Source organism: Psychrobacter okhotskensis (assembly GCF_965638355.1).
Taxonomy (GTDB): Bacteria; Pseudomonadota; Gammaproteobacteria; order Pseudomonadales; family Moraxellaceae; genus Psychrobacter; species Psychrobacter okhotskensis.
The window spans coordinates 3,139,116-3,164,020 of the sequence record NZ_OZ281822.1; the positions used below are offsets into that span (position 1 = coordinate 3,139,116).

The 24,905-nt window shown below is 44.4% G+C and carries 22 protein-coding genes, 1 tRNA gene and 1 pseudogene; 14 read left to right on the top strand and 10 right to left on the bottom strand.

What is annotated here, in order from left to right; genetic code table 11:
- The first annotated feature begins 193 nt into the window (after nucleotides 1-193).
- Entirely contained in the window at nucleotides 194-1,177 is a 984-nt protein-coding gene (gene gluQRS, locus ACSUPM_RS13055) for a tRNA glutamyl-Q(34) synthetase GluQRS (protein ID WP_201566427.1), read from the top strand.
- A gap of 98 nt (nucleotides 1,178-1,275) precedes the next feature.
- Here gluQRS and ftsW read toward each other — a convergent pair whose 3' ends face one another.
- Both ftsW and murD read right to left on the bottom strand, forming a co-directional pair.
- Nucleotides 1,276-2,472, bottom strand: coding sequence for a putative lipid II flippase FtsW (ftsW, locus tag ACSUPM_RS13060; RefSeq protein ID WP_198551964.1), 1,197 nt, complete (start codon nucleotides 2,470-2,472; stop codon nucleotides 1,276-1,278).
- 370 nt (nucleotides 2,473-2,842) lie between these two features.
- On the bottom strand, nucleotides 2,843-4,258 hold the full coding sequence (murD, locus tag ACSUPM_RS13065) for a UDP-N-acetylmuramoyl-L-alanine--D-glutamate ligase (protein ID WP_201566428.1): 1,416 nt from the start codon (nucleotides 4,256-4,258) through the stop codon (nucleotides 2,843-2,845).
- Nucleotides 4,259-4,900: 642 nt separating this feature from the next.
- Here murD and ACSUPM_RS13070 point away from each other — a divergent pair.
- From ACSUPM_RS13070 to ACSUPM_RS13085, 4 genes are all read left to right on the top strand, one after another.
- Nucleotides 4,901-6,400, top strand: coding sequence for a SulP family inorganic anion transporter (locus ACSUPM_RS13070; RefSeq protein WP_101211251.1), 1,500 nt, complete (start codon nucleotides 4,901-4,903; stop codon nucleotides 6,398-6,400).
- 162 nt (nucleotides 6,401-6,562) lie between these two features.
- On the top strand, nucleotides 6,563-7,417 hold the full coding sequence (locus ACSUPM_RS13075) for a universal stress protein (RefSeq protein ID WP_025651452.1): 855 nt from the start codon (nucleotides 6,563-6,565) through the stop codon (nucleotides 7,415-7,417).
- Between the two features lie 399 nt (nucleotides 7,418-7,816).
- Entirely contained in the window at nucleotides 7,817-8,155 is a 339-nt protein-coding gene (locus tag ACSUPM_RS13080; protein WP_010197981.1) for a P-II family nitrogen regulator, read from the top strand.
- A 77-nt stretch (nucleotides 8,156-8,232) separates the two neighbouring features.
- Entirely contained in the window at nucleotides 8,233-9,495 is a 1,263-nt protein-coding gene (locus tag ACSUPM_RS13085; protein WP_025651453.1) for an ammonium transporter, read from the top strand.
- A gap of 149 nt (nucleotides 9,496-9,644) precedes the next feature.
- Here ACSUPM_RS13085 and ACSUPM_RS13090 read toward each other — a convergent pair whose 3' ends face one another.
- From ACSUPM_RS13090 to ACSUPM_RS13100, 3 genes are all read right to left on the bottom strand, one after another.
- Nucleotides 9,645-10,028 carry a DUF2147 domain-containing protein gene (locus ACSUPM_RS13090; RefSeq protein WP_025651454.1) on the bottom strand — a complete coding sequence of 128 codons (384 nt, stop codon included), beginning with the start codon at nucleotides 10,026-10,028 and terminating at the stop codon, nucleotides 9,645-9,647.
- Between the two features lie 260 nt (nucleotides 10,029-10,288).
- Entirely contained in the window at nucleotides 10,289-10,552 is a 264-nt protein-coding gene (locus ACSUPM_RS13095; protein ID WP_025651455.1) for a hypothetical protein, read from the bottom strand.
- Nucleotides 10,553-10,626: 74 nt separating this feature from the next.
- A complete protein-coding gene (locus ACSUPM_RS13100; protein ID WP_227502404.1) occupies nucleotides 10,627-11,463 on the bottom strand; it encodes a DNA/RNA non-specific endonuclease in 837 nt (278 codons plus the stop codon).
- 249 nt (nucleotides 11,464-11,712) lie between these two features.
- Here ACSUPM_RS13100 and ACSUPM_RS13105 point away from each other — a divergent pair.
- Nucleotides 11,713-11,803: transfer RNA gene (locus tag ACSUPM_RS13105), tRNA-Ser, on the top strand.
- A gap of 87 nt (nucleotides 11,804-11,890) precedes the next feature.
- Here the strand turns inward: ACSUPM_RS13105 and ACSUPM_RS13110 are convergent.
- Nucleotides 11,891-13,120: pseudogene (locus ACSUPM_RS13110) on the bottom strand (transposase); the annotation flags it as partial.
- Between the two features lie 74 nt (nucleotides 13,121-13,194).
- Here ACSUPM_RS13110 and ACSUPM_RS13115 point away from each other — a divergent pair.
- From ACSUPM_RS13115 to ACSUPM_RS13125, 3 genes are all read left to right on the top strand, one after another.
- A complete protein-coding gene (locus ACSUPM_RS13115; protein ID WP_436880004.1) occupies nucleotides 13,195-13,812 on the top strand; it encodes a YqaJ viral recombinase family protein in 618 nt (205 codons plus the stop codon).
- Between the two features lie 123 nt (nucleotides 13,813-13,935).
- Complete coding sequence (locus ACSUPM_RS13120; RefSeq protein ID WP_436880005.1) at nucleotides 13,936-14,847, top strand: recombination directionality factor; 912 nt, start codon at nucleotides 13,936-13,938, stop codon at nucleotides 14,845-14,847.
- A gap of 168 nt (nucleotides 14,848-15,015) precedes the next feature.
- Entirely contained in the window at nucleotides 15,016-15,276 is a 261-nt protein-coding gene (locus tag ACSUPM_RS13125) for a helix-turn-helix transcriptional regulator (protein ID WP_227692074.1), read from the top strand.
- A 79-nt stretch (nucleotides 15,277-15,355) separates the two neighbouring features.
- Here ACSUPM_RS13125 and ACSUPM_RS13130 read toward each other — a convergent pair whose 3' ends face one another.
- Both ACSUPM_RS13130 and ACSUPM_RS13135 read right to left on the bottom strand, forming a co-directional pair.
- A complete protein-coding gene (locus ACSUPM_RS13130) occupies nucleotides 15,356-15,784 on the bottom strand; it encodes a hypothetical protein (protein ID WP_201578559.1) in 429 nt (142 codons plus the stop codon).
- A gap of 135 nt (nucleotides 15,785-15,919) precedes the next feature.
- Nucleotides 15,920-16,855, bottom strand: coding sequence for a LysR family transcriptional regulator (locus ACSUPM_RS13135; protein WP_045452403.1), 936 nt, complete (start codon nucleotides 16,853-16,855; stop codon nucleotides 15,920-15,922).
- 162 nt (nucleotides 16,856-17,017) lie between these two features.
- On the opposite strand from ACSUPM_RS13135, the gene ACSUPM_RS13140 reads away from it, so the two are divergent.
- The 5 genes from ACSUPM_RS13140 to ACSUPM_RS13160 all read left to right on the top strand — a co-directional run bounded on the left by ACSUPM_RS13140 (nucleotide 17,018) and on the right by ACSUPM_RS13160 (nucleotide 20,584).
- The gene (locus ACSUPM_RS13140; protein WP_436880006.1) at nucleotides 17,018-17,965 is read left to right on the top strand and encodes a glutathione S-transferase family protein; all 948 of its coding nucleotides are present in this window, start codon (nucleotides 17,018-17,020) and stop codon (nucleotides 17,963-17,965) included.
- Nucleotides 17,966-17,986: 21 nt separating this feature from the next.
- Nucleotides 17,987-18,805, top strand: coding sequence for a DODA-type extradiol aromatic ring-opening family dioxygenase (locus tag ACSUPM_RS13145; RefSeq protein WP_201578558.1), 819 nt, complete (start codon nucleotides 17,987-17,989; stop codon nucleotides 18,803-18,805).
- Between the two features lie 97 nt (nucleotides 18,806-18,902).
- The gene (locus tag ACSUPM_RS13150; RefSeq protein WP_101210644.1) at nucleotides 18,903-19,706 is read left to right on the top strand and encodes an SDR family NAD(P)-dependent oxidoreductase; all 804 of its coding nucleotides are present in this window, start codon (nucleotides 18,903-18,905) and stop codon (nucleotides 19,704-19,706) included.
- 49 nt (nucleotides 19,707-19,755) lie between these two features.
- Nucleotides 19,756-20,028 carry a DUF2218 domain-containing protein gene (locus tag ACSUPM_RS13155; RefSeq protein ID WP_101210643.1) on the top strand — a complete coding sequence of 91 codons (273 nt, stop codon included), beginning with the start codon at nucleotides 19,756-19,758 and terminating at the stop codon, nucleotides 20,026-20,028.
- A 172-nt stretch (nucleotides 20,029-20,200) separates the two neighbouring features.
- A complete protein-coding gene (locus ACSUPM_RS13160; protein WP_227692073.1) occupies nucleotides 20,201-20,584 on the top strand; it encodes a cytochrome b in 384 nt (127 codons plus the stop codon).
- A gap of 114 nt (nucleotides 20,585-20,698) precedes the next feature.
- Here ACSUPM_RS13160 and ACSUPM_RS13165 read toward each other — a convergent pair whose 3' ends face one another.
- Both ACSUPM_RS13165 and ACSUPM_RS13170 read right to left on the bottom strand, forming a co-directional pair.
- Nucleotides 20,699-21,547 (bottom strand): M48 family metallopeptidase, encoded by an 849-nt coding sequence (locus ACSUPM_RS13165; RefSeq protein WP_436880008.1) that lies wholly within the window; start codon nucleotides 21,545-21,547, stop codon nucleotides 20,699-20,701.
- Nucleotides 21,548-21,575: 28 nt separating this feature from the next.
- Entirely contained in the window at nucleotides 21,576-24,902 is a 3,327-nt protein-coding gene (locus ACSUPM_RS13170; protein ID WP_436880009.1) for a type I restriction endonuclease subunit R, read from the bottom strand.
- Nucleotides 24,903-24,905 lie beyond the last annotated feature (3 nt).

Below are 24,905 nucleotides of genomic sequence, written 5' to 3' on the forward strand. Positions count from 1 at the left end.
GACGCGACGCTATTGCTGATATCAATTTTTTATCGCCTCTGTCTGCAAAAGTACAGCAAGCCAGAAGAATTAATATTAGCAGTGCGTGATGGTTCGATATTACTTTTCACTGACTATAGCTACATTCTACTGCTTTGATGAGTAATTACCTTGATAACCCCTACTTTCTACTTTGCAAACGACTCGTATTCATATGCCCCATCAGCAACCACTACCCCCTCCTATCGGCCGCTTTGCGCCTTCACCCACGGGTGAGCTGCATCTTGGCTCCTTGACCACTGCGCTTGCCAGCTTTTGCCATATCAAGTCGCTCGGTGGTAGATGGCTGCTGCGTATCGAAGATACTGATACGGAACGCTGTGACAGACAGTTCACTGAGCAGATTCTTATAGATCTAGAAGTGCTCGGGCTACAGTGGGATGGAGATGTCATTTATCAGTCTGAGCGTATTGATATCTATAACGACTATTTATCATCAGACCTGCTACCACTAACTTATGGCTGTCAGTGCTCACGTAAGGACTTGGAGCGCTACTGGTCTCAGCAAGCACAGCCATCTTCGACGACTCAAAACCTAGAGCCTCTACCAGCAGATTTGAATGCTACGGATATTAAGCAACTGCTACCCAATAGACAACACTACCCACGCTGCTGCCTCAATGCCAATCTCGATCGTCAGCAACACAAGCTGCGCATACAACTGCCAGACTATAGCATTGGCTTTAATGATGCTATTCAGGGCTTGCAGTGGGACAATCCACAACAGACCTTAGGGGATATGGTGGTGCGCCGCAACGACGGCATGATCAATTATATCTTAGCCGCCAGCCTCGATGACGGGCTACAACAAGTCACTCATATTATGCGTGGACTGGACATTTTACCCATGACCACGGCTCAGATTAGTATCATGCAGGCAGCTAATTTACCGGCTATCGATCACTGGTATCATCTGCCCTTGATATGCAATCCTGATGGACAAAAGCTCTCCAAGCAGAACCTTGCACAACCGATTGATACTCGCGATCCAAGCCAATTGCTAAAGACCGCTCTTGAGTTATTACAGCAGCCAGCGGTCGATAGAGATACACCAACCCGTATGCTAGCGCAAGCAATTGCGCAATGGGATCATACCCCGCTACAGGGCAAAAGCGTGCTTAATCTGCCTCATTATTAAAAAACAAAAAGCGCCGCTGCTGGCGACGCTTTTTGTCAAATAGTGGTCATCAAACATTAATCATGAAAATTCTTTTAACTTGCTAATTACCGAAGCGACTAATAATAACGGCACTGGCTTTTTTCGATCTCAGGGCTTTCTTTGTAAATCTTTAGCAGCAAGGCAACCATCACTAAGCTGATGAGCATGGATGAACCACCGTAGCTGAAAAATGGCATGGTCAAACCCTTAGTCGGAATCGCACCCATATTCATCGCCGCGTTAATAATTGTTTGCGCGATAAAGACCACACCGATACCAAAGGCGGTATAGCTCATACGCATCTGACGACGCTTGAGCGCGTTATAACTGATCCGCATTGCGCTACCGATAATGAGCGCCTCAAGCAGCAACACCATCGCGACCCCCACAAAACCCAACTCTTCACCCGTAATCGCTAATAAAAAATCCGTATGCGCCTCAGGTAAATGCGACAGTTTTTGTACGCTTTCACCATAACCAACGCCAGTAAACTGACCACGACCAAAGGCAATCAAACTGCGCGCGAGCTGATAATCGGTATCTTGCACATCGTCAAAGGGATCCAAAAACGACATCACACGTACCAAGCGATACTGTACCAACGTCACTGCCAGTACTGCTAACCCAGCCACCAAGCCGCCCAATGCCAAGAACTGCTTGTAAGGTGCGCCAGCGATATAAAATATCGCAAAAACAGTACCCACAATGACGACCAAAGAGCCAAAGTCTGGCTGCAATAACAGTAATAGCGTAATCATGCCGACCACTAAAAATATCCGTAAAAAGCCATCCCAGCCATTACGAACCTCAAAAGATCGGCGCACGACAAAGTCAGATACGAATACAATCATGACCAGTTTGGCCAATTCTGCGACCTGAAAGTTCAAAAATCCTAAATTTAACCAGCGCTTAGAGCCATTAATCGGTGTGCCAAACAAAGTTAAAAACAGCAAGGCTCCGGTAATCGCTAACAGGATAAACTGGGTTTCTGTCTTATATAAGGTTCGTAGGGACACCAAGTAATAAGGAAAAGCAGCGGCGATTAGGCCAATTCCCATATAGAGCAGTTGATTTCTAAAAAAATGCAGCTCTGTCATGCCGCGACTGAGCGCGAAGGGAATAGAGGCAGAAGCAACCATCAGCAGACTGAGCACCAGCATACAGCCGACACTCGATATTAAAATTGCTCGCGCTGATGGCATAGAAAGAATGCCATCTGAGCCAGAAGCTTGCTGCGATGAGGGAGACGAACGAAAAAGAGAGGAGAGGGCCATAATTTTATATACACTAACAAACGAAAAAACACGGCGTTTATGCAACGCCACCGTATAAAAAATATAAAGTAGATCGTACCGCACGGACCATAACAGCCACTTATACTAGAAAACAGCTCATTCATAAATTACTATTAGGGCGTGTCTTCAGAGAACACGCCCTAGAAAGACGACGCCTATCTTGCCGTCTATCCTAGAATCATCGACTTATTATCAACTGAATAATAAAATCGACAACTTGCCTGACTGATTATTATTGACAGTAGCAGTAATCTATAAGCAAAACAATCATTTATCAACAAAATGCGATTGGTTATTCGCTGCGGTGTCCGTAGGGCTATGTAGTTGCCAAATATTTGGCTTATGCTATTTAAATGCCTTTCTCTAACTGGCTGACCAGCTGGCTAAAATGCTCACCACGAGCGGCGTAACCACTAAATTGATCAAAGCTGGCACAGGCTGGCGATAATAACACGGCTTGCACTTGTGACAAGCTGCTTATAGTGACTTGCTGAATAGTGGCAAACGCATTTTCTAAGGTCTGGCATTGATGCAGCGCCACTTCATCGCTTAATTTAGCCGCGCGTAGATGCTGCTCAATCTGCTTGGCATCCTCACCAATAAACAGCACTTGGCTGACATATTGATTGATAAAGGGCGTCAATTCACCAAATTGTTGACCTTTACCCTGCCCACCTAAGATTAACAACAGCTTGCCGTCTTTTGGTGCATAGACCGCACCTAACCCTTCGATAGCGGCCATGGTCGAGCCAATATTGGTGCCTTTTGAATCGTTAAAATAATCAATACCCGCCGCAGTAGCGACATATTGGCAGCGATGCTCGAGACCTGTGAACTGCTGCAAGGTATTTAGCATGCTATCCAGCGGTAAGCCAGCAAGCTCACCCAGCGCCAAAGCCGCTTGTGCATTCAACAGATTATGACGACCTTTAATTGGCAGTTTGTCCGCTGATAGTAAGCGCTCGGTCCCGCGTGCAAGATAAATCTGTCCCTCTGGATCGGTGATGAGGCCATAGTGACCTTTATCAGGAGCATGGATACCCGTGCTCAGCCGTGGCAAATTGTCAGCCACTAACGGACGAGTCAGCGCATCTTCTCGATTGATTACCACCGATTTGGCACCTTGAAAGATACGATGCTTGGCCTGATGGTAACCAAGCATATCCCCATGGCGATCTAGGTGATCGGGCGACATATTAAGAACTGTTGCCACTTGCGCTCCCAAATTGCTCACCGTCTCTAACTGGAAGCTGGATAGTTCAAGCACCGCCAATTGCATGCCAGGATTGGCAAGGAGAGTAAGGGCTGGCACGCCGATATTACCACCGACGCCCACATTGACACCGGCATCTGCCGCCATCTGTCCGACCAAAGTCGTCACCGTGCTTTTGGCATTAGAGCCAGTAATAGCAACGATCGGTACGGTACAGGCTTCGCAGAACAGCTGAATATCGCTGACCACTGGAATATTGGCGCGACGGGCAGCGGCAACCGCATCGGTATCCAAAGAAATGCCTGGGCTAATAATAATCCGTGCCGCTTGCTGCAGCAATTCTGCATCTATAGCCCCAAATTGACGAATATCAACGGCTGCTGGCAACTGGTAGGCTAAGGTAGGCTGCGACTGATTATCAGTGACTGCCACACGGTAGCCTTGCTTGGTAAGATAGTTCGCGACTGACAGCCCTGACTGTCCCAAACCGACCACAACTTGTAGACCACTGCCCTTATGAAGTAAGGTTTCTGTTGCGTTAAGGGTGGTCATATCTCTTCCTCTTATTGGACGAACAAAATGGCATCAAGCACGCGCGTGGTTTAGCCGTCTGCATGATGCTATTAAAATGAAGATCATCATAACGGTATCGTTCAGATTTCGGTACTGGTTTTTTATGACTTTGTGCTATTATGCGGCTGTTTTTATATTGACTAGCTAATGCTATAATATCAGTCTAAACAGATATTTGGGCTGAGGGTTTTAGCTAAGTATTTTAGTTTAGCATGTTGTCACATTTATCGCGCTATTGTCACGCTTCTTCCGCAACGATTCATATCGCGGTCATGAGGTGGCAGACCCTAGCTGCGATCTACTTATGCGCTTTTGTCTGATAGATTATTTATCTCCTTCTACCGCGTTGCCCCATGGCGGCTCTTATACTTTATTTTAGACACTGTATTTTAATACACTATATTTTAGGCATTGTCATCGTATTGGCTATTGGTGAGCGTATTAGCGATACCCGTCAATAAATCGATGAGCGCGTTGCTACACCATCATCCGCAGATAATGGCGCAACCGCAGCATACAAAAACGTTTAATAGCACTGATTATAACGACTTATAACAACGCGATCATTTTATCACTGAGTAATGATTACTTTTTTTGCCTTTAACTCTATGCAGTTTACTTATGACATCTTTTTTTGATAGCTTACGTGACGAGTGGTTTTCCAATGTTCGCGGTGACGTTTTATCAGGTTTGGTGGTCGCACTGGCCCTGATTCCAGAAGCCATTGCTTTTTCTATTATCGCAGGCGTCGACCCAAAAGTCGGTTTGTATGCCTCATTCTGTATCGCCGTGGTGATTAGTTTCGTCGGCGGTCGTCCAGGTATGATTTCGGCAGCGACAGGAGCGATGGCGCTAGTGATGGTGGATTTGGTGGCTGATCATGGCTTGCAGTACTTGCTGGCCGCCACCTTACTGTGCGGGGCCATTCAGGTCGTTATGGGTATTCTAAAGCTTGGCAACCTGATGCGCTTTGTCTCGCGCTCGGTGGTCATTGGCTTTGTCAATGCGCTAGCGATTTTGATCTTTGCCGCGCAGCTCCCCGAGCTCAACCCGATGACTGAGCGTGTCGGGATGACCGTTTATATCATGACCGCAGCGGGCTTGGCGATTATCTATCTGTTTCCACTCATTCCAAAAATCGGTCGCGTGATTCCTTCACCACTCATTTGTATTGTCGGCTTAACCGCAGTCGCGATGTATATGAATCTCGATATTCGTAACGTTGGGAGTATGGGTGATTTGCCCGATTCTCTACCAGTGTTTTTGCTGCCAGATATTCCACTAAATTTAACGACGCTCTTAATCATTGCGCCTTATTCTATCGCGCTGGCCATCGTTGGGTTATTAGAATCGATGATGACGGCGACGATTGTGGATGAGTTAACCGATACGCCGAGCGATAAAAACCGCGAGTGTCGTGGTCAAGGTATTGCCAACGTGGTATCAGGATTCTTCGGTGGTATGGCAGGTTGTGCGATGATTGGTCAGTCAATGATTAACATCAAATCAGGCGGACGTACGCGTCTGTCTACCTTGATGGCGGGTGTGGTACTGCTCATTATGGTGGTGTTTTTAAGTGAATGGGTCAGTCTGATACCGATGGCAGCGCTGGTCGCTGTGATGATTATGGTCTCTATCGGTACTTTTAATTGGCAATCTATTCGCGAGTTTAAGACCCATCCGATGTCGTTTAACATTGTCATGCTAGCGACCGTTTTGACCACGGTCTTTACGCATAATCTAGCGTATGGCGTGGGTGTCGGCGTGCTGTTATCGGCGCTAGCGTTTGCCAATAAGATTGGACAATTCTTAACGATATTTAGTGAGTATGACGACAGTAGCAATACTCGTTATTACTACGTCCAAGGCCAAGTATTCTTTGCCTCAACGACGCAGTTCTTGCATAGCTTTGATACCAAAGAAGCCTTGGACAGCATCCATATCGATGTCAGCCAAGCGCATTTTTGGGACGTCAGTGCCGTAGACACCTTGGACAAGCTGGTCATGCGCTTGCAACGTGAAGGGATTGATGTCAAAGTGGTAGGACTCAACAGTGCAAGCCGTACCTTGATTGACCGCTTCTCTATCCACGATCGCCGAGATATTGGCTTGTTGGATTAAGGAATTAGATGACCAAACACTGCGTCTGCGTTATTGAACGGACGTTAATTCATGGTTTGTAAATAAACTATTATATTGGCATACCAGCTCAAGCGTTAGGGTCATCACAAATACATTGACCCGCTTGACGGTATTTTAATTATAAGATGATGTGGTGGCCTTATGAGTAACTTAAAGCCAGATAGCGTGATTGCCTGCTTAGACTGTCCGGATCATGTACAAGCCGTATTAGAGGCGAGCATGTGGGCAGCCCCTCGTTTGCAGGCTCCTATCGGTCTGTTGCATTCAGTACCAAGCTTGCAGCAAAAAGCAGCAGTCGATTATTCTGGCTGCCTCAATATCGATGACGAAAGCGCTTTATTGGATCAATTTACCACCAAAGAGCATTTGAGTAACTGTGAGCTAAAAGCCCAAGGCAAGCTGTTGCTGCATCAAGCCACTACCTATTGCGAGCAGCAGCGCCAAAAACTAAAGACTTATACGCTGCATCGCCACGAAAATCTCAATGAGAGTATCGATTATGTCGATAACAAGGCGCAATTGATTGTTATTGGTCATCATGTGACCTGCAAAGCAACGTTGAGTCAGCTTATTCGCTTAAGCCACTGCCCCATTTTGGTGACTCATGCACCATTTTTGCCCCCTACGACCGCTTTATTTGCTTTCGACAACTCAGCCACTTCTCATAAGCTGCTTAATTGGCTATGTAAAACGCCACTCGTTCGCGCACTAACCATTCATATCGTCATGGTCGGTAAAGACAACTCAGAAAACTGCGATGCACTACGTGAAGCTTATGCCCGTCTGAAGCAAGCCGGTATTAAGTCTAAAAAGGCATTGCTAGACTGCCGTGATGTGACAGCCGCCTTAAATTATTATCAAAATGAGCATAATATTGGTCTGCTAATGACAGGTGCTTTTGGTCAATCTCGTTTGCATGAACTGCTTAAAGGCAGTGACACCAAAAAGCTACTAGGCAGCACTAAGACCCCATACCTACTCTTCCCTAAAGCATAACCCCAACGTGCCATTTGCGGGCAGAGTATCCGTCTCTGCCCCTCCCACCTACTTTTACTCTCTACTTATTCGCGATACACTTTTATCAAATCATCACATGAAATAAAGTGATAGCCTCCCCAAGCGCTTAAAAAGTTGGTTATAATAAAGTTTTCGTTACTGCAACGTTAAAGGTTGATCTACTCTGCTTATGCTGATAATGATGCTCGTTATCGTTGTCCTATAAGCCGTATTTATTGTCAATATCTAAGCCACTTTTGAACCTATCAGCCGAATCCTACCTACCCCCTTGAGTAGGTTTGGCACAGTTCTTGAATGACTTAAGGTAAGCACGACAGTCATACGATGCACCGCAATGTCTATATCAACCTGCGACATCACCCATATAAGGAATTTTTTATGAAGTTAATCACTGCGATCTTAAAACCGTTTAAGCTCGATGATGTACGTGAAGCGCTTTCTGACATCGGTGTCAAAGGTGTCACCGTCACCGAAGTCAAAGGTTTCGGTCGTCAAAAAGGTCATACTGAGCTCTATCGCGGCGCAGAATACGTGGTGGACTTTTTACCTAAAGTGAAAGTTGAAGTGGCCGTTATCGATGAGATGGTTGAACCTGCTATCGAAGCCATCACTCGCATCGCTAGCACCGGCAAAATTGGTGACGGTAAAATATTCGTGACCGCTCTTGAGCAAGTCATTCGTATTCGTACGGGAGAGACGGGTCCTGACGCTATCTAACGCGCAGATCCACCTATAAACACAGATTTATAGGACATACCGATATCTATATTGCATATATTCAAGGGGGAATTAACATGCAAAATCAAATCTTTGAGCTCCAGTACGCACTTGATACGTTTTACTTTTTAATGTGTGGGGCGCTGGTCATGTGGATGGCAGCGGGCTTCACGATGCTGGAAGCTGGACTGGTGCGCTCAAAAAACACGGTCGAGATTTTAACCAAAAATATCGCGCTATTTGCCACTGCTTGTACTATGTATATGATCTGCGGCTATGCCATTATGTATGATGGCAATCTGTTTTTGAGCGGTATTGCAGGCGGTGAGACCTTGGTAGCAGACGCTCTAGCAGCCTCAGCAGAAAATGGCTTTGGCGGTGATTCCGTCTATTCGGCAGCCTCTGACTTTTTCTTTCAAGTGGTATTCGTCGCAACCTGTATGTCTATCGTCTCAGGCGCGGTCGCTGAGCGTATGAAGCTATGGGCTTTTCTGCTATTCGCGGTGGTCATGACAGGTGTGATCTACCCTGTTGAAGGCAGTTGGACATGGGGTGGCAAAGACGTCTTTGGTCTATTTAGCTTAGGTGATTTAGGCTTTTCTGATTTTGCAGGCTCTGGTATCGTACATTTAGCAGGCGCTGCGGCGGCGCTGGCTGGTGTCTTGCTATTGGGCGCTCGTAAAGGCAAATACGGTCCTAAAGGTGAAATACGTGCTATTCCTGGTGCCAATCTGCCATTAGCAGCACTTGGAACCCTTATCTTATGGATGGGCTGGTTCGGCTTTAACGGTGGTTCTGTCCTCAAGCTCGGCGATATCGCCAGTGCCAACTCTGTCGCCATGGTGTTCTTGAATACCAATGCTGCCGCAGCAGGCGGAGCGATAGGTGCCTTATTAGTAGCGCGACTTATCTTTGGCAAGGCTGACTTGACCATGCTCCTCAATGGTGCATTGGCAGGTTTGGTTGCCATTACTGCAGAACCCTCTACACCCTCTGCGCTACAAGCAACACTGTTTGGTCTAATTGCAGGCGTCATCGTTGTCTTAGCCATTCTTGCTTTAGATAAAATGAAAATTGATGATCCAGTCGGTGCTATTTCGGTGCACGGCGTGGTTGGGCTATTCGGTCTACTGATTGTTCCTATTACCAATCCAGCGACTACTTTCGTTGGTCAAGTTGCGGGTGCAGCTACTATCTTTGCTTGGGTATTTATTGCCAGCCTGATCGTTTGGTCAATCATTAAAGTAGTGATGGGTCTGCGTATCTCGGAAGAAGATGAATATGAAGGTGGCGATATCGCTGAATGCGGTATGGAAGCATATCCAGAGTTCGTCAGATAATCAGTTAGTATTTGCATAAAATTAAAGCATAAAAAATCCCGCAACACCTTTCGGTAATGCGGGATTTTTTTGTGCTTTATAAATGGGTTTTCTATTTATAAGTTAACTTTTTATAAAGCAAGTAATAACCTAGTTTGATTCACCCTAGCTTATTTCTTTTTCCATTCTTGACTTCGTGAGAATGGACCGATATAACCTTTTAGCTTCAATGTACTGCCACTCAGTTGTGCAGTCATACGATAATCTTTACCTTTTTCAGGATCTGTAATCGTACCGCCACTATACTTACCACCACCGTCAGCTTTGAGGCCTTTGATGATAGTTGTACCAACGTGTTTTTGACCTTTGGCTGAGTTGGTAGCAATGAGCTTACCTGTCAACACGCCATTTGACTCAGTGATTTTTACTGTGCCTTTTGGCTTGCCTTCATCATAAGTCTGCCAAGTGGTATTGGCTAAAGGATCAGCGGCGAATGCCATGCTTGCTATACCGATACCTGCAACTGCTAAAGTGGTTTTTGTAAATAATTTCATAGACTGACTCCCTTCATACAATGATTACTCGAAACGTTATGTTTCTGATCTCCTATGCTTATCCTTCGCTAAAATCTTTATTCCGAGCTTTACAGTTAACTACTATTTGATAGTGGTCGAATGTAATGGTAAATAAGCTGTTCATTAAAAACTTAAACGACATAAGCGATGTCTTGACCCATTATAAGCAATTTTAAGCTTTTGCCTAGTAATTTTTTTATAGTTTATTATTTCTATAAAAAAAGAACTATATCAAACAGTTACAAGAAAGGATTGTCTATATTTTTGTCCAATTGGTCATCTTTTTCTTTTGACTTGCCGTCATTATTGTTGTATTCGACATTACTTTCAAAAGCTTGCAGAATCGTAGTCGTCAGCTCGTGTAAGCGTTGTGCTTGCTCATATCCAGCGCTATCAGGCGTCAAATCAATATCACCATAGATAATAATTTTATCTTTTTGATTTTCGATGACTAGCTCACCGATTTGCATACTTTGGTGATTATTAGCAAATGGTTCAATCATTTGAGTCTCCTTTCTATTAACAGCATCTTACGTGATTTTTCAATAGCGTACACTTTTAGTTACATTTAAAGGAGTTATGCCTGTAATTGGGCAATTAACCATTCGAGAATTGCCCAGACAAATAGCATCCAAGCAGGTTCTTCAGCAGATACATCGGGCAAATCCGAACTTTCACCAGCCTTTAGTGGCAGATCAAACGCCTCTGCTTTGGTTTGAGAATCGAGCACTGGTAGGACATCGATGCCTGTTTTGGCAGTTAATTGGTCAATACTTATAATCTCTATACGCTCTGATTCATCATTTGGCGCATAGTACACCCCTGCTTGATTGGTTGCGGGAATATAAACCGCTTTAAAAAAATGACTGGGTACGAGTACACGGTCAGCAAGCTGTTTGGTTTTTTTATTCGTGAACGCCACACCAGTAACGGTATAAACCTCACCATATTGCTGGGTCAAATAGCGGGTCGCCGACTCTATATTACGCCAAATATAGCGGTTATTGCGTGGAGATTGCGGGGCAATATTAGCGAGACTAAAACTATCATACTGTTGGCTGCGCGTGGCCATATTGGCATTAGGGGCGATATGGCCACGATCATAGCCAGAGCCTGAATAATCAGACAGCGAGGCACGTGCGGATTTTGGTAGTCGACTCTCTTCATGAAAGCTGTCTTCACGATCGATTTCTTTGGCTTGATTTAAGCGCTTGCGCGTCAGATGCTCAGCTGACCACAGCGGTGTACGCGAAACGCCCGAATACATAGTGGCAAAACCGTCCATGCATAATGCTTGGGTGTTATTGCTGAGCTTGGTATTGGTAAATTCGGGATAAATACCACCATAAAAAGATTGGCTACACTGGGTAAAGTCATCGGCCTGCGCTGAAGTAATACCGACCACGACAGCCATTACTGTCACTATTGCGCTACTTTTAAGGCTGCATTTAAGCCTAGCAAAACTTATCATTCAACTTTCAACCATCTGTGCTTGTTATTACGTATGCGCTATCCTAGCAGGCAGCCAACAATAAAGAAAGATAAGGCGTAAACCGTGACATTTTAAATGCTATCCGCTATACTAGGCGGTCTAAAATGTACGGACAACTGATTATTTTTCGTTTTAATAATAATCAAGCAAAACTGTCTGCTATATCAAAACGGTGACGTGGGTGAGTGGCTGAAACCGCACGCCTGGAAAGTGTGTATACGTTCATAGCGTATCGAGAGTTCGAATCTCTCCGTCACCGCCAATCTTATTAAATGCTAGTTTTCCCAACTTGCCCCAGTCTGACCACTGTCGTCAAATCCGTAGAACCAAACTTGGGAGATTTTAATTACGCAGCCTGACGATAGAAGTCAAACCACACCTGTCTTGGCGATTTATAGCCCAAGCCCTTTTGAATCCTTGTTTGGTTGTAGTACAGCTCGATATATCCAATGATATCACTGATGGCTGCAAACCTTGTTTTATAGTCTTGGTGATATACCAGCTCATTCTTTAATGTGCCCCAGAAGCTTTCTATTGGCGCGTTGTCGAAGCAATTACCTTTAGCACTCATTGACCCTTTAAACTGCTGTTGCTTGATAATCTTGTGATACGCGTGGCTACAGTACTGACTGCCTCTATCAGAATGAACAATCAGTCCTTGGCTTGGTCTTTTGTTCTTAATGGCCATGTTGAGCGCACGGCATACTAAATCTGCTGTCATGCGTTTATTGATAGCATAACCGACTAACTCTTTGGTGTATAAATCTTTCACTCCAGCTAAGTACAGCCAGCCCTCATTTGTCCAGATATAAGTAATGTCACTGACCCAAGATTCATTAGGACGCTTGGCATCAAACTGCTGATTGAGCACATTGTCATAGACAAGTTTGTTGTGATCAGAGTCGGTTGTCACTTTGAAGCGCTTATGACGCAGGCATTTGATGCCGTGCTCTTCTTTGATGCGTCTCACCATATAAGTGCTGATATCATGCCCTTGCTCACTCAGATGCGCATGTAGACGCTCGACGCCGTAACGCTCACGAGTTTCACTGTGAGCGGCTCTAACCAGTAGCTCAGACTGGTTTCTATGTATCTGCTGGTCGCTGAGACCACGGCTTAGCCAGTCATAGTAGCTTGATGGCTTTACATGTAACACACGGCACATGCGAGTGATACTAAAAAGCTGCTGATTATCTTCAATAAAGGCGTACTTCACTAGCTGTCACTGCGGGCATAGCCCTACGTCTTGCGTCACTAAAACAGTCTACTAGACTGTTTCTTAACGTTCCTCATTGGCAAAGTACGCCGTCGCCTTTTTTAAGATCTCGCGCTCCTCTTCAGCCACTTTAAGCTGCCGCTTGAGCTGCTTTATTTCTTGAAGAGCACTCATAAGATCAGGATCATATTGATCTGTGCCGACAAGCTTGCCTTGATTGGCTTTGTTATGCCAATTTGAGAGCGTTTGCATGGCAATGCCAAGCTGCTTTGCGGTAGCCGAGATATTGCCATTATTGTCTGATATCTTCTTGACAGCTTCTGCTTTAAATTCGTCACTGTAGGTTCTTATTTTCTTGGTCATGATAAACTCCGATTAATACGCTTAGTTTACCAAGTTTAGTTGTACGGTTTCTTCAGCATAGCTCAAGTGATGAGGTGCAGATATTAGAGTGTAAAACCGCAGGAGAACATGGAGCCAAGCTGTGGAAGCATGGCGTACCCTTATATGTCACTTGCCAAGTACAGCATCAGCTAGCGGTCACAGGCAAAACGGCGGCGCACATCTGCGTACTACTCTGTGGACATGAGGCTAAGATTTATAAAGTTGAGCGTGACGAGCGCTTGATTGAGTCCATCATGGAGCATGAAAGGTTATTCTGGCAGTACGTGCAAACAGACACACCACCAACCCCTGATCATAGTGAGTCGGCAGCGCGTGCACTAAAACAGCTTTATCCCAAACCTGAGCCTAACAGCAAAATTGACTTTAAAAATGATGCTGGCGCTAACAAGCTATTTGAGCAACTACTGAGCTACCGTAACGACATGCAAGAGTTGGAGCAGCGTCATGATCAGGTAAAGCATCAGCTGCAAAGCCTAATTGCCGACAATGAGATTGCGGTATTCTCGATGGGCGCGATTTCATGGAAGCGGTCGAAAGACAGTGTTAGTCTTGATAGCAAAGCGCTCACCAAAGCGCACCCTGAATTGCTTGAGCAGTTTGGTAAGACACGCCCTGGCAGTCGTCGCTTTGTCATTCTTAACGATAACTAAGCCAGTGCTCAGTCATCAATCATAATCAAGAAATTACGCCACTCACTCACATAAGCGCATAACAGCCCACCCGTCATAGGTGGGCTTTTTTATGGCTAACTAAAACACATAAGGAATATCACCATGATTAAAGGTCTAACCATTACTCCGCCAGTATTAGGTCGCATCAGCATCGGACGTGTCATTCAAAAAGATGGCAAGCGCTTACCTGCTAAGGACGATCAATTCACGATTACTAGCCAAGTACAGAATAAAGACGGCTGGATCAATCATCCACTCGATGAAAAGCTACGCGCAACTAATGAAGGCAAGCTCAGGCAAATACCCGTGCGTATGCTGTTTAATGATCCGACACTAAATCTGCGAGCTGAGTACACACTGTTTGATCGGCAAACGGGCAGACCGCTATGTGTGGGCGACGGTGAGCAGTGTCAGCGGCGCACAAGCAAGGGTGTGGAGCAATTACCTTGCCCATCCCCTGATCGTTGTCCACTAGCGCAAGGCGGTGCTTGTAAACCGTATGGACGGCTTTATGTCAATCTGTCTGAAGACGATGAGCTGGGCACATTCATCTTCCGCACGACTGGCTTTAATAGTATTAGAACGCTTGCCGCACGCTTAAGCTATTTTGCTGCAGTATCAGGCAATAAGCTATCTTGTCTGCCACTACAACTCACGCTAAGGGGTAAAAGCACCACGCAAAGTTATCGTACGCCAATTTACTTTGTGGATCTGACATTGCGTGATGGGGTGACGCTTAAAGATGCGGTACAACATGCTGGAGCGATTGATCGTGAGCTTAGCGAACATGGCTTTGATCAAGCGGCGTTAGAAGAAGCGGCTAAACAAGGTTATGTGAACTCCTGCTTTGAGGTTGATAGCGATGGTCTACTTGATGTGGTCGAAGAGTTTTATCCAATCGAGACGGAGGATGTGAGCAGTACTCAGCAAGGGAATTATCAGAATGGGTTAGCGACTCATAACGTGAGCAGCATTGAGCAAGGCTTACGAAAAAGCGTGACAGTAGTGAGCTAAAACCATCGGGCTAGAGATGCGACATAATAAAGAGCTGATTTATTCAGCTCTTTTTTTATTGTTTCATACAAGGCCAGTTACTGGACTACATGGGATGCCGTAAAAAAATATGGGACTCCGTAACTGTATGAGAAGAAAGATTCTCATTAATTTACAAAGGAGATAATCATGGATAATTTAAACGCAAACACTCAACCAAACACATCAATGCCAAGCATGCCACAAATACCTCGTATGATTTCGATACAGCAAGTCGAAGACTGTATAGGACTTAGTAGTTCCACAATTTATGATATGCTTAATAAGAGATCTAAACGTTATGACCCTACTTTTCCTGTTCAAGTAAAGATGACCAAAGGACGCGTAGCATGGGTAGAAAGCGAAGTGGCTGCTTGGATTGAGAGTAAGATGGCTGATCGGATTCACTGATCAAGGATAGAAAATAAGCCGCACTACGCGGCTTATTTTTTTGCTGTCCTTAACCGCATCTAGCTACGTTTAGCCACTTCTAGCTATCTGCAAGATACCAAGTTTGATCTTTAGAAGCCACTAGGCTATCACGGCGCATTTTCTGTAATAGATTACGCACCTTGTTTTTACGCTGTTTATCATTTAGTACTTGCGGTAATTTATTAGTCAGCATCTTATCAAAGTCAGCTAGTCTACCCAGACGATAGTCTTGATGACCAATGGCATTACTTAATGCTTCACGGATGATATAGAGGTCGTACTGCTGCACCTCTTCAGGGAACAACGTACCAGCAGGCATGTAGCGGTAATTTAGATTGCGAATTTTGTTATACACCTCGTCCAAGGCTAACAAAAATGGTGGCGAAAAATGCTCATAGTCTTTTTCAATACCATCAACGCCCTTTAGAATCCAAGTGATATGTGCTTGCGCTGGACTTAAAAAATACGTGGATTCATAACGTCCCAATAAAATAATCGCTGTGTTAGTTTAGGGGATAGTTACAAGCGGATACTAACAGCAATATCTCAACCGCTGTAAAGTGTAGTAGCATAAAAAATAGCAAGCCGCATCTATCTTAGGAGAAGCTAGTTATCCAGTGCCTCACGTATTACTGAGCGACTGGCTTTTGGCTATAGACTCATCCCAATAAGGCGGCGCTCCATAATAGCCTTCCATAAAATCGATAAAACACCTGACTTTGTGCGGTAGTAGCTTTCTATGGGCGTAGACGGCATATAAACCTAAGCGTTTAGGTTCAAGTTCAGGCAATACTATCACCAGCTTGCCACTGCTAACTGCTTCACTGACAATAAATGTCGGCTGTAATACCAATCCTGCACCTTCAATAGCTCCTTCTACCAACACATCACCGTTATTACTAAGAAACTCACTACCTTGCTTGAGAATCTTCGCCTTTAATAATTGGTAGACCTCTTCCTTCGCGTCCATGTTCATATAGCTATAATGTAAATAGCGATGATTCTCTAAATCTTCAGGCTTATCGAGTGTGTCATGCTTTTTCAAATATTCAGGCGACGCACACAGAACCACACGAATAGGTGCCACTTCCTTCGCAATAAGTGATGAGCTTTTCAGTTGACCTATACGCAGTGCAATATCAAACCCTTCTTCAACAATATCGACTTTACGATCAGTCAATTGTAGATCGACTGTGACCAATGGATAACGGATCTGAAAGTCAGTGACTAATTTAGCCATATGTTTTAAAGCAAAAGATACTGGCGCACTTATGCGCAACACACCTTTAGGGTTTTGCTGCAAACCACTTAGTTGCGACTCCATATCATCCATACTCAATAAAATCTGCTGCGCATGACCAAAGTAATGACTACCAGCTTCGGTGAGGCTTACTTTACGGGTGGTACGATTCAGCAGACGATTATTTAGCTGCTCCTCCAACTTAGAGACATATTTGCTCACCAATTGAGGTGACAGTTGCAGAGTATTTGCCGCATTAGTGAAGCTGCCTTCGGTCACCACCGCTACAAAGGCACGCATCGCATCGATTCTATCCATATTTTGCCCTGTTTTTCTTTAACTATCGAAATTGAACAATAAAGCCATTATCAACGATATGTTGTTAATTAATCAATATCACCTATCTTACTCTTTTTTTATGTTGATGGTAAAGTAGGGTCATGCTTTTTAAAAGCAATCATCTGACTAGGAGTAAGTATTATGTTAATCAATGGCAATTGGACTGAAGACTGGCAACCGGTACAAGCAGAAGACGAACAAGGGCGTTTTATTCGTCAAACCTCATCGTTCCGTCATTGGATTACTGCTGATGGACAAGCAGGACCAACGGGTACTGGGGGCTTTAAAGCAGAAAAAGACCGCTATCATCTATACGTAGCGCTGATTTGCCCTTGGGCCTCACGTACCTTGATGGCACGTCAGTTAAAAGGTCTGCAAGATATAATCGATATTACCGTGGTCAATCCGCAGCTTGGCAATCAAGGCTGGCAGTTTGGTGGCTTTGACGGCGCTGAAAGTGATCCTATTAATCATGCCCAATTTGCTCATCAACTTTATACCAAAGCAGACCCTCAATTTACCGGACGCGCGACTGTACCTGTGCTTTGGGACAAAAAAACCAATACTATCGTTAATAATGAGTCTGCTGATATCTTACGTATGCTAAATACCGCTTTTACAGAACTCGTGCCAAATTACGTTGACTTGTTTCCAAAAGAGCTTGCTGATGATATCGAAGCCCTAAACTTAGTTATCTATGAGAATTTAAACAACGGCGTATACAAAGCAGGATTTGCGACGACACAAGGGGCTTATGAAGAAGCTTATCAGCAAGTATTTGACACCTTAGATATGCTTGAGGCGCGCCTGAGTGATGGTCGTCATTATCTATTTGGTGAGCAGCTGACGGAAACAGATATTCGACTGTTTGTGACTTTAGTACGTTTTGATGCCGCTTATCACGGTCTATTTAAATGCAACCGTAACTTGATCAAAGATATGAGTTCTCTACATGCTTATATGCTACGAATCTTAGCGCTTGATGGCATTTCAGAGACGGTGAGTATCAAGCACATCAAAGCAGGCTATTACTCTATCAAAGCGTTAAATCCCAATGGAATCGTGCCCACAGGGCCTGAACATATTTAGCAAGATAAAGGAGTAAAGTTCATGAATAATGAATCAACCACAGTCAAGCAACCTGTATTGTTTATACCTCATGGTGCCGGGCCTTGTTTTTTTATGGATTGGCAACCAGCAGACACTTGGGATCAGATGGCTGACTTTTTAACTAATAGCTCAAATGGTTTGCCAGAGCGTCCCAAAGCTATTTTAATAGTCAGTGCCCATTGGCAAACGCGGGAGTTTAGTATTACTGCCAGCAAGCAGCCTGAGCTGATTTATGATTACTCTGGCTTCCCTGAGCATACGTATCAGCTGACTTATCCAGCAGCTGGTGCGCCAGTACTGGCTGAGCGGATTGGTCATTTGCTCATCGATGCTGGTTTAAGCAATAAGCAGGACAGTTCCAGAGGTTTTGATCATGGGGTGTTTATTCCACTGAAACTGATGTTCCCTGACGCCGATATTCCAGTAGTACAGCTATCTCTGCGTCATGATTTAGACCCAAAAGTACATCTAAGAGCGGGCCAAGCGCTTGCCTCACTACGTGATGAAGGCGTGTTGATCGTAGGCAGTGGTATGAGCTTTCATAATATGCGCGGCTATGGTGATTCAAGTTTTACCGCACCGTCAGTAATATTTGACGAGTGGCTAACGACAGCAGTTGCAGCTAATGCAGATGAGCGCTTTGCAGCGCTTGCTAATTGGACAGAGGCACCTCATGCATTGGATTCTCATCTATTAGGTGCGGAGGAGCATTTGCTACCTTTAATGGTTGCCGTAGGGGCAGCAGGAACAGATAGAGGTAAGAAAACATATTCTCAGCAAGTCATGAAAACTCAGATTTCAGCCTTTCAGTTTGGCTAAATTTATTAATCTGATATTCATTTAATTCTTTATAAACTGATACTCACAAAGCAGCAAACATACATAGACAAAAATTATTTATAAACGGAGAAATATTATGAACATCGACCTTAATGGAAAAACAGCACTCGTCACAGGTTCAACTGCGGGTATTGGCCTCGCTATTGCAACAGGTCTTGCCAAAGCTGGCGCACAAGTCACTATCGTTGGTCGCGATCAAGCTGGCGTTGATGAGGCGATCAAACAGCTTCAACAAGCTGATGCTGTTAATGATGCCAATAATATAAAAGGCATTGTTGCTGATGCGGGGACGGCTGGTGGCTGTCAGACAATTATCAACACCTTGCCAGAAGTAGATATCTTAGTGAACAATCTAGGGATTTATGGCGCCACCCCTTTCTTTGATATTGATGACAATGCTTGGGAGGAGATGTTCCAAATTAATGTCATGAGCGGTGTCCGTCTGTCGCGGCATTATGCAAAAGCAATGAAGGAAAAAGGTTGGGGTCGTATTCAGTTTATCTCTAGTGAATCGGCATTGAATATCCCAGCTGAAATGGTGCACTACGGCGTGACTAAAGCAGCTATTCAAGGCGTATCACGTGGTCTTGCCAAAGTGTTAGCGGGCAGCGGTGTGACAGTGAATAGTATTTTGCCAGGACCGACTCGAACCGAGGGCGCAAAAGCCATGATGCAAGAACTGGCGGATGAGCGCGGCGTCTCAGCGGAGGAGATGGAAGGCGTATTCTTAGATGAGAACCGTCCATCAACGCTACTTAAGCGTTTTGCAACCCCTGAAGAAATTGCCAACATGAGTGTCTATATTGCCTCAACACAAGCGAGCGCAACCACGGGTTCAGCACTACGGGTTGAAGGTGGTATTGTAGAAAGTATTGCTTAACGAGTTTTAGACGGTAAGTTTCTATCATTAATAATAAGGGTATTTAATTATGCTAACATCTAGCGCAACGATACAAACACAAAATCCGCAGCAAATAATGAATCGACTGTGCAAGCACTGGGCACATAAGCTGCCCGTTACCCTAAGCTCAGATAAAGGTGAGATTGAGCTGCCCATGGGTGTCTGTCAGATGTATTGTACTGACTTACTGATAGTAACACTCAAAAGTGATACCGAGCAGTTGCCAAAATTACAGCAAGTTGTCAGTGATCATTTGCTACGTATGGCTGGCAAAGAGACGCTTGTTATCGAATGGGCTTAATTGAGCATCACAGCCAATACAAGAAGAAAAGGTTATGAATATTGATTCGAAAGAGCGCTATGGTCGCATTAGCAAATTTTTTCACTGGAGTATGACAGTATTAATCTTCTGGTAGTTACTTAAGTTCACTGACCGTATCAGCGACGGCGAGCATTGGATCGGTCAGACGTTAGTGCCTTGGCATGTTTCTATTGGTGTTCTATTGCTCGTATTAGTTGTCCTGAGACTGATGTGGGTCGCTTCGCAACGCCATCAACGTCCAGTACACGAGCCAACCACTGCCAAGCTGGTTATCGCTGGTCATGGTTTGCTTTACGCGTGTATGTTACTGCTGCCGCTAGCTGGAATCATGATAATGATTGGTGGAGGCTATGGCCTAACCGCATTCGGCTTTGATATCTTTGCTGAAGGTGAAAAGGTTGCTTGGGCGGCAACGCTGGGTCAACTGCATGCACCACTGGCTTGGATGCTGACAGCACTAATCATTGTCCACACTGCTATGGCTTTGTATCATCATTACATTAAAAAGGATAACACCTTAAAGCGGATGCTGTAGTGCCTTTAAAATTACTACAGAATAACTCTATTGAGTAGCATAGTGAAGCGCCTCGAGTATATCGGAGGCTGATATTTTTCCAAAAAACCATCTTAAACTATCTAGCTCCAAATTTTACTCATTCAAATAAAGCTCAGCCATCTCATCAAGCCTCGCTTTTACCTCTTTCCAGTTCGGCATTACCTGCGTTAATAAGCGCCAGAAATGCTCGCTATGATTATGCTCAGCGATATGACACAGCTCATGCAATATCACGTAATCAATGCACTCCTTTGGGGCTTTTACTAAATGCGGATTGAGTATTAAATTACCTTTAATTGAGCAGCTTCCCCACTGCTTTTTCATGGTCATTAATTTTATCGAAGGACTATTTTTAACCCACGAAGCCTTATAAATCAAGGATTCAAGCCTCTCTCTAGAGATCAACCTAAATTTATCTTTATACCATTTATCAATAAGACTTTTTACAAGCGCAGCTCGTTCTTCAGTGTCCAACTCAGAATCACTTTGAGACAATTGTACATTCAGCTTACCGTGACTGAGCTTCACAGTGCTGTTTATCACATCGCTAGTTTCTGTATCGGTTATCACTTTTAAGACATAACGACGACCCAGATAAAACTGAGTCTCACCGCTGATATAACGCTTAGGCAATACATGTTCTTGTTGCTTGGCAAAGTCTTGTAGGCTTTGCCATATCCAGCGCGCACGCTGCATCATCGCATCGTGTATCATCTCATCGGTAGCATCGTTAGGTGCGGTGGCGACCACACGCTGATCAGGATGTACTTTAATGATCACTTTTCGAGGCTTAGCCTTTTTAGCAATCAGCTTGTCGCTTTCAGGCTTATTTATCTTTTCTTTATAAGTTGCTTCTTTACGCACGACATAAGTTGCTTCTTTACGCACGACTTCATAATCAATCTTATCTTGACCATAATAAAATACGCCATTCTCAGTCATTACCTACTACCCTCTTACTGCTCTTAGCCTACTTGTCTCTTGAAAGCCCAAGTCGGGTAATCTTTAGCACTTCTTCGATGAGCTGTTGCGCTTTATCGATACCCAAATCCATAAATAACATCGGTAGCAATTTGACACTAATAGCATTTTCGATCTCTGCTGGATTGATAGAATACTCAGCCACTGCTGTCTTAACGATCTTATCAATCTCAAAGGCGTAAGCGACTAGCTTGTCATTATCTAACTCTTTATCCACTAAAAAGTCCGCGTCAAATAAATGCTTAAACAAACCAAAATAAGCCTGAGCATGCTTATTTAATTTACCATTATCATCGATAAACGCATTCGGCACATCAGCAACAACACGGTCTTTGACGGCTTGCTCAAAGTCAGCAAACATCATGTACTGCTTTACAGGTGCATCAAACATCGCCTTGGCATCAGCAATCGCTTGCTTAAGTAGTTTAGAGAAGTACTCTTGCGCATAAGGATCATCAGCCAAATCTTGCTCAATCATCTTAGTAACACGACCTGTAATTTTATCGGTTTGGTTACGGGCTTCATCATCGCTTAACTCTTCAGGCTTCACATTCTTACCTAAGTTATCGACTAGGTAAACGCCTTTTGCCTCACGAACTTCAAGCCCTGCGATATGCTTATCGAGTAAGCTACGAATATCTGCTTCATACTCATCATAATCGACGGTTTCATCAGCATCTTCGCGTACTTGCTTGCGTAGATTGATAAAGGCTTTTAGATCGGCTTTGTAGCGATCACGCTTGCTATCAAATGATTTGTCTTCAAAGAAAGACGCTGATTGCAGCGCAATTTTCATGACGTTAGAAAATGCAGTCAAAGCCGCATAAAAGTCATCACGTTCTTTAAGCTTGGTATCGACTACTCTGCCATCGATATCCTGCATCTTAGGTGCTAGCACTTGCCTTAGCGCTTGCCCATCCTGTTTGTTTTTTACCGATGAAAAGATAGCCCACAGCTCGCTATGTAGTCTTGGCAGCTGCTTGTACTCAGTATCCATGGCGTTATACAGACCTTTGAGGTCTTCGATATCAAAGCCACCTTGCGTACGTTCCGCTAAGTCTTGATATTTCTCAATGGTGATATCCAGCTCTTTTAGGATGCCACGATAATCAATCAGATAACCAAAACGTTTCTTCTCATGCAAGCGGTTCACCCGTGCAATGGCTTGAATGAGGTTATGCTGCTTTAAAGGCTTATCAATATATAAAACGGTGTTCTTTGGCTCATCAAAGCCCGTTAATAGCTTATCAACGACGATCATAATGTCAGGACCATCGTCCTGACTAAAGGCTTCTATGATGGCTTTGGTATACGCTTTTTCATCACCGCCGAAGTCTGCGGCGACATTATCTTGCCACCATCTTTGTACGATGTCTTTTGATTCGCCATCGACAGTGTCATGCCCTTCACGGGTATCAGGTGGTGACATAGCGACCACTGAGGTCACTTTGCCAATCTTATCTAATGCCATTTTATAGCGAATAGCTGAGGCTTTAGAGTCACAAGCCAACTGACCTTTTAGATGCTGCTGTTTAAAGTTTTGGAAGTGATCAGAGATGTCATGAGCGATCAGCTCGATACGTCCCTCAACCTGATAGATTTGACCTTTTTGGGAGAACTTACGTTTGAGGTCACTCTTTTGATCATGAGTGAGCTTTTGGGTAATACGGTCAAACCAGCTATCTATGGCTTGATCATTGGTATTAAGCTCAGGGATACGCTCTTCATATAGTAATGGCGTGACGGTTTTGTCTTTAACCGCTTGCTGCATGGTGTAGGAGTGAATGATGCTGCCGAATTTGTTTTCAGTCTTATCATCTTTTAGTAATGGCGTACCCGTAAAGGCAATAAAGGCAGCGTTTGGCAAGGCTTGCGCCATACGGATATTGTTCTCACCATTTTGGCTACGGTGACCTTCATCGACCATGACGATGATGTTTGGGCTGTCGTTATAACATTCGTCATACTTAACGGCTGAACCAAACTTATTAATAATAGAGAAAATAACGCGTTCGTTACCATGACCGATTTGCTGCGCAAGACGGCGACCAGAAGTAGCCATAGCGTCGCGACTATCGCGTTTACTGGTTATTACACCACCCGACTTAAAGGTATTACTCAACTGGGTTTCAAGATCAACACGGTCGGTGACAACAATAATTCGACACTTCGCGAGCTCCTCTAACCAAATCAAAGCTTTAGAGAAGAAAACCATCGTGAAAGATTTACCACTACCTGTGGTATGCCAAATGACACCGCCTTCACGACTGCCCTTTTCATCGAAACTGCTGATACGCTCAATCAGGGCTTTGATGCCAAAGACTTGCTGATAACGGGCAACAATTTTGCCCGCCTTTTTGTCAAACAAGGTGAACATGCGCGTCATCTCAAGCAGACGCTCAGGCTGCAACAGACTGATGATTAAGCGGTCTTGATTAGTAACCAACAAATCACCTGCATTAATCAGCGATAGGTATTCTTTCTTAGCAGAGGAAGGACGATGATCAAATAGACTATTAATCTGCTCATCACTGAGCTTTTGGTTTTTTAGACGATTAAACTCAGGCTCTTGGATGTCTTCTTCGACCCATTTTGCCCAAAACTTCTCAGGCGTACCGCAAGTAGCATACAGTCCATCATGCCCATTCACCGCTAGCAATAACTGACTATAGGCGAATAGATGCGGGATTTGTTTTTGACCTTGGTTACGGATATGCTGGGAGACAGCTTGAGCGTTAGTCGATTGCCACTCTCTACTCGAATCAGGGCGTTTGGCTTCAATCACTGCCAGCGGTAAACCATTTACAAAGCAGACGATATCAGGTTTACGACTGTTCGTACCTTCACTATTTTGTACCACCAGCTCTTCGGTAAAGTGAAAAGCATTATTGTCGATATGTTTCCAATCTATCAAACTAATGGTTTGCGAGGTTCTTTTACCGTCGATAAACTCCGTCACCGTTACGCCGTACAGCATGGCGTTATAGAGCTTTTCATTGGCGAGCTGCAAGCCTAAGTTCATAGCTGGGTTTAGCTCATGCATGATCTTATCAGTGGCGCTGTCTGATAGATGATGCGGTTTGCCTTCAAACATAAAGGTTTGCTGCGCCAAAAACGCACGCATGATAGGCAATAACACTACTTGGTTGGTAACTTTATTTGTATTCGCCTGATTAGCTAGCAGCTTACTGCTACGCATGGCGTTACATTGGCTAGGCGGGATAAACTGATAACCCAGCGCGGTGAGCAAGGTTAAGGCAGGGATTTTTGAGCTGAACTCTTCGGCGAAATTGATGCTAGAATCGTTTTTGAACATTCT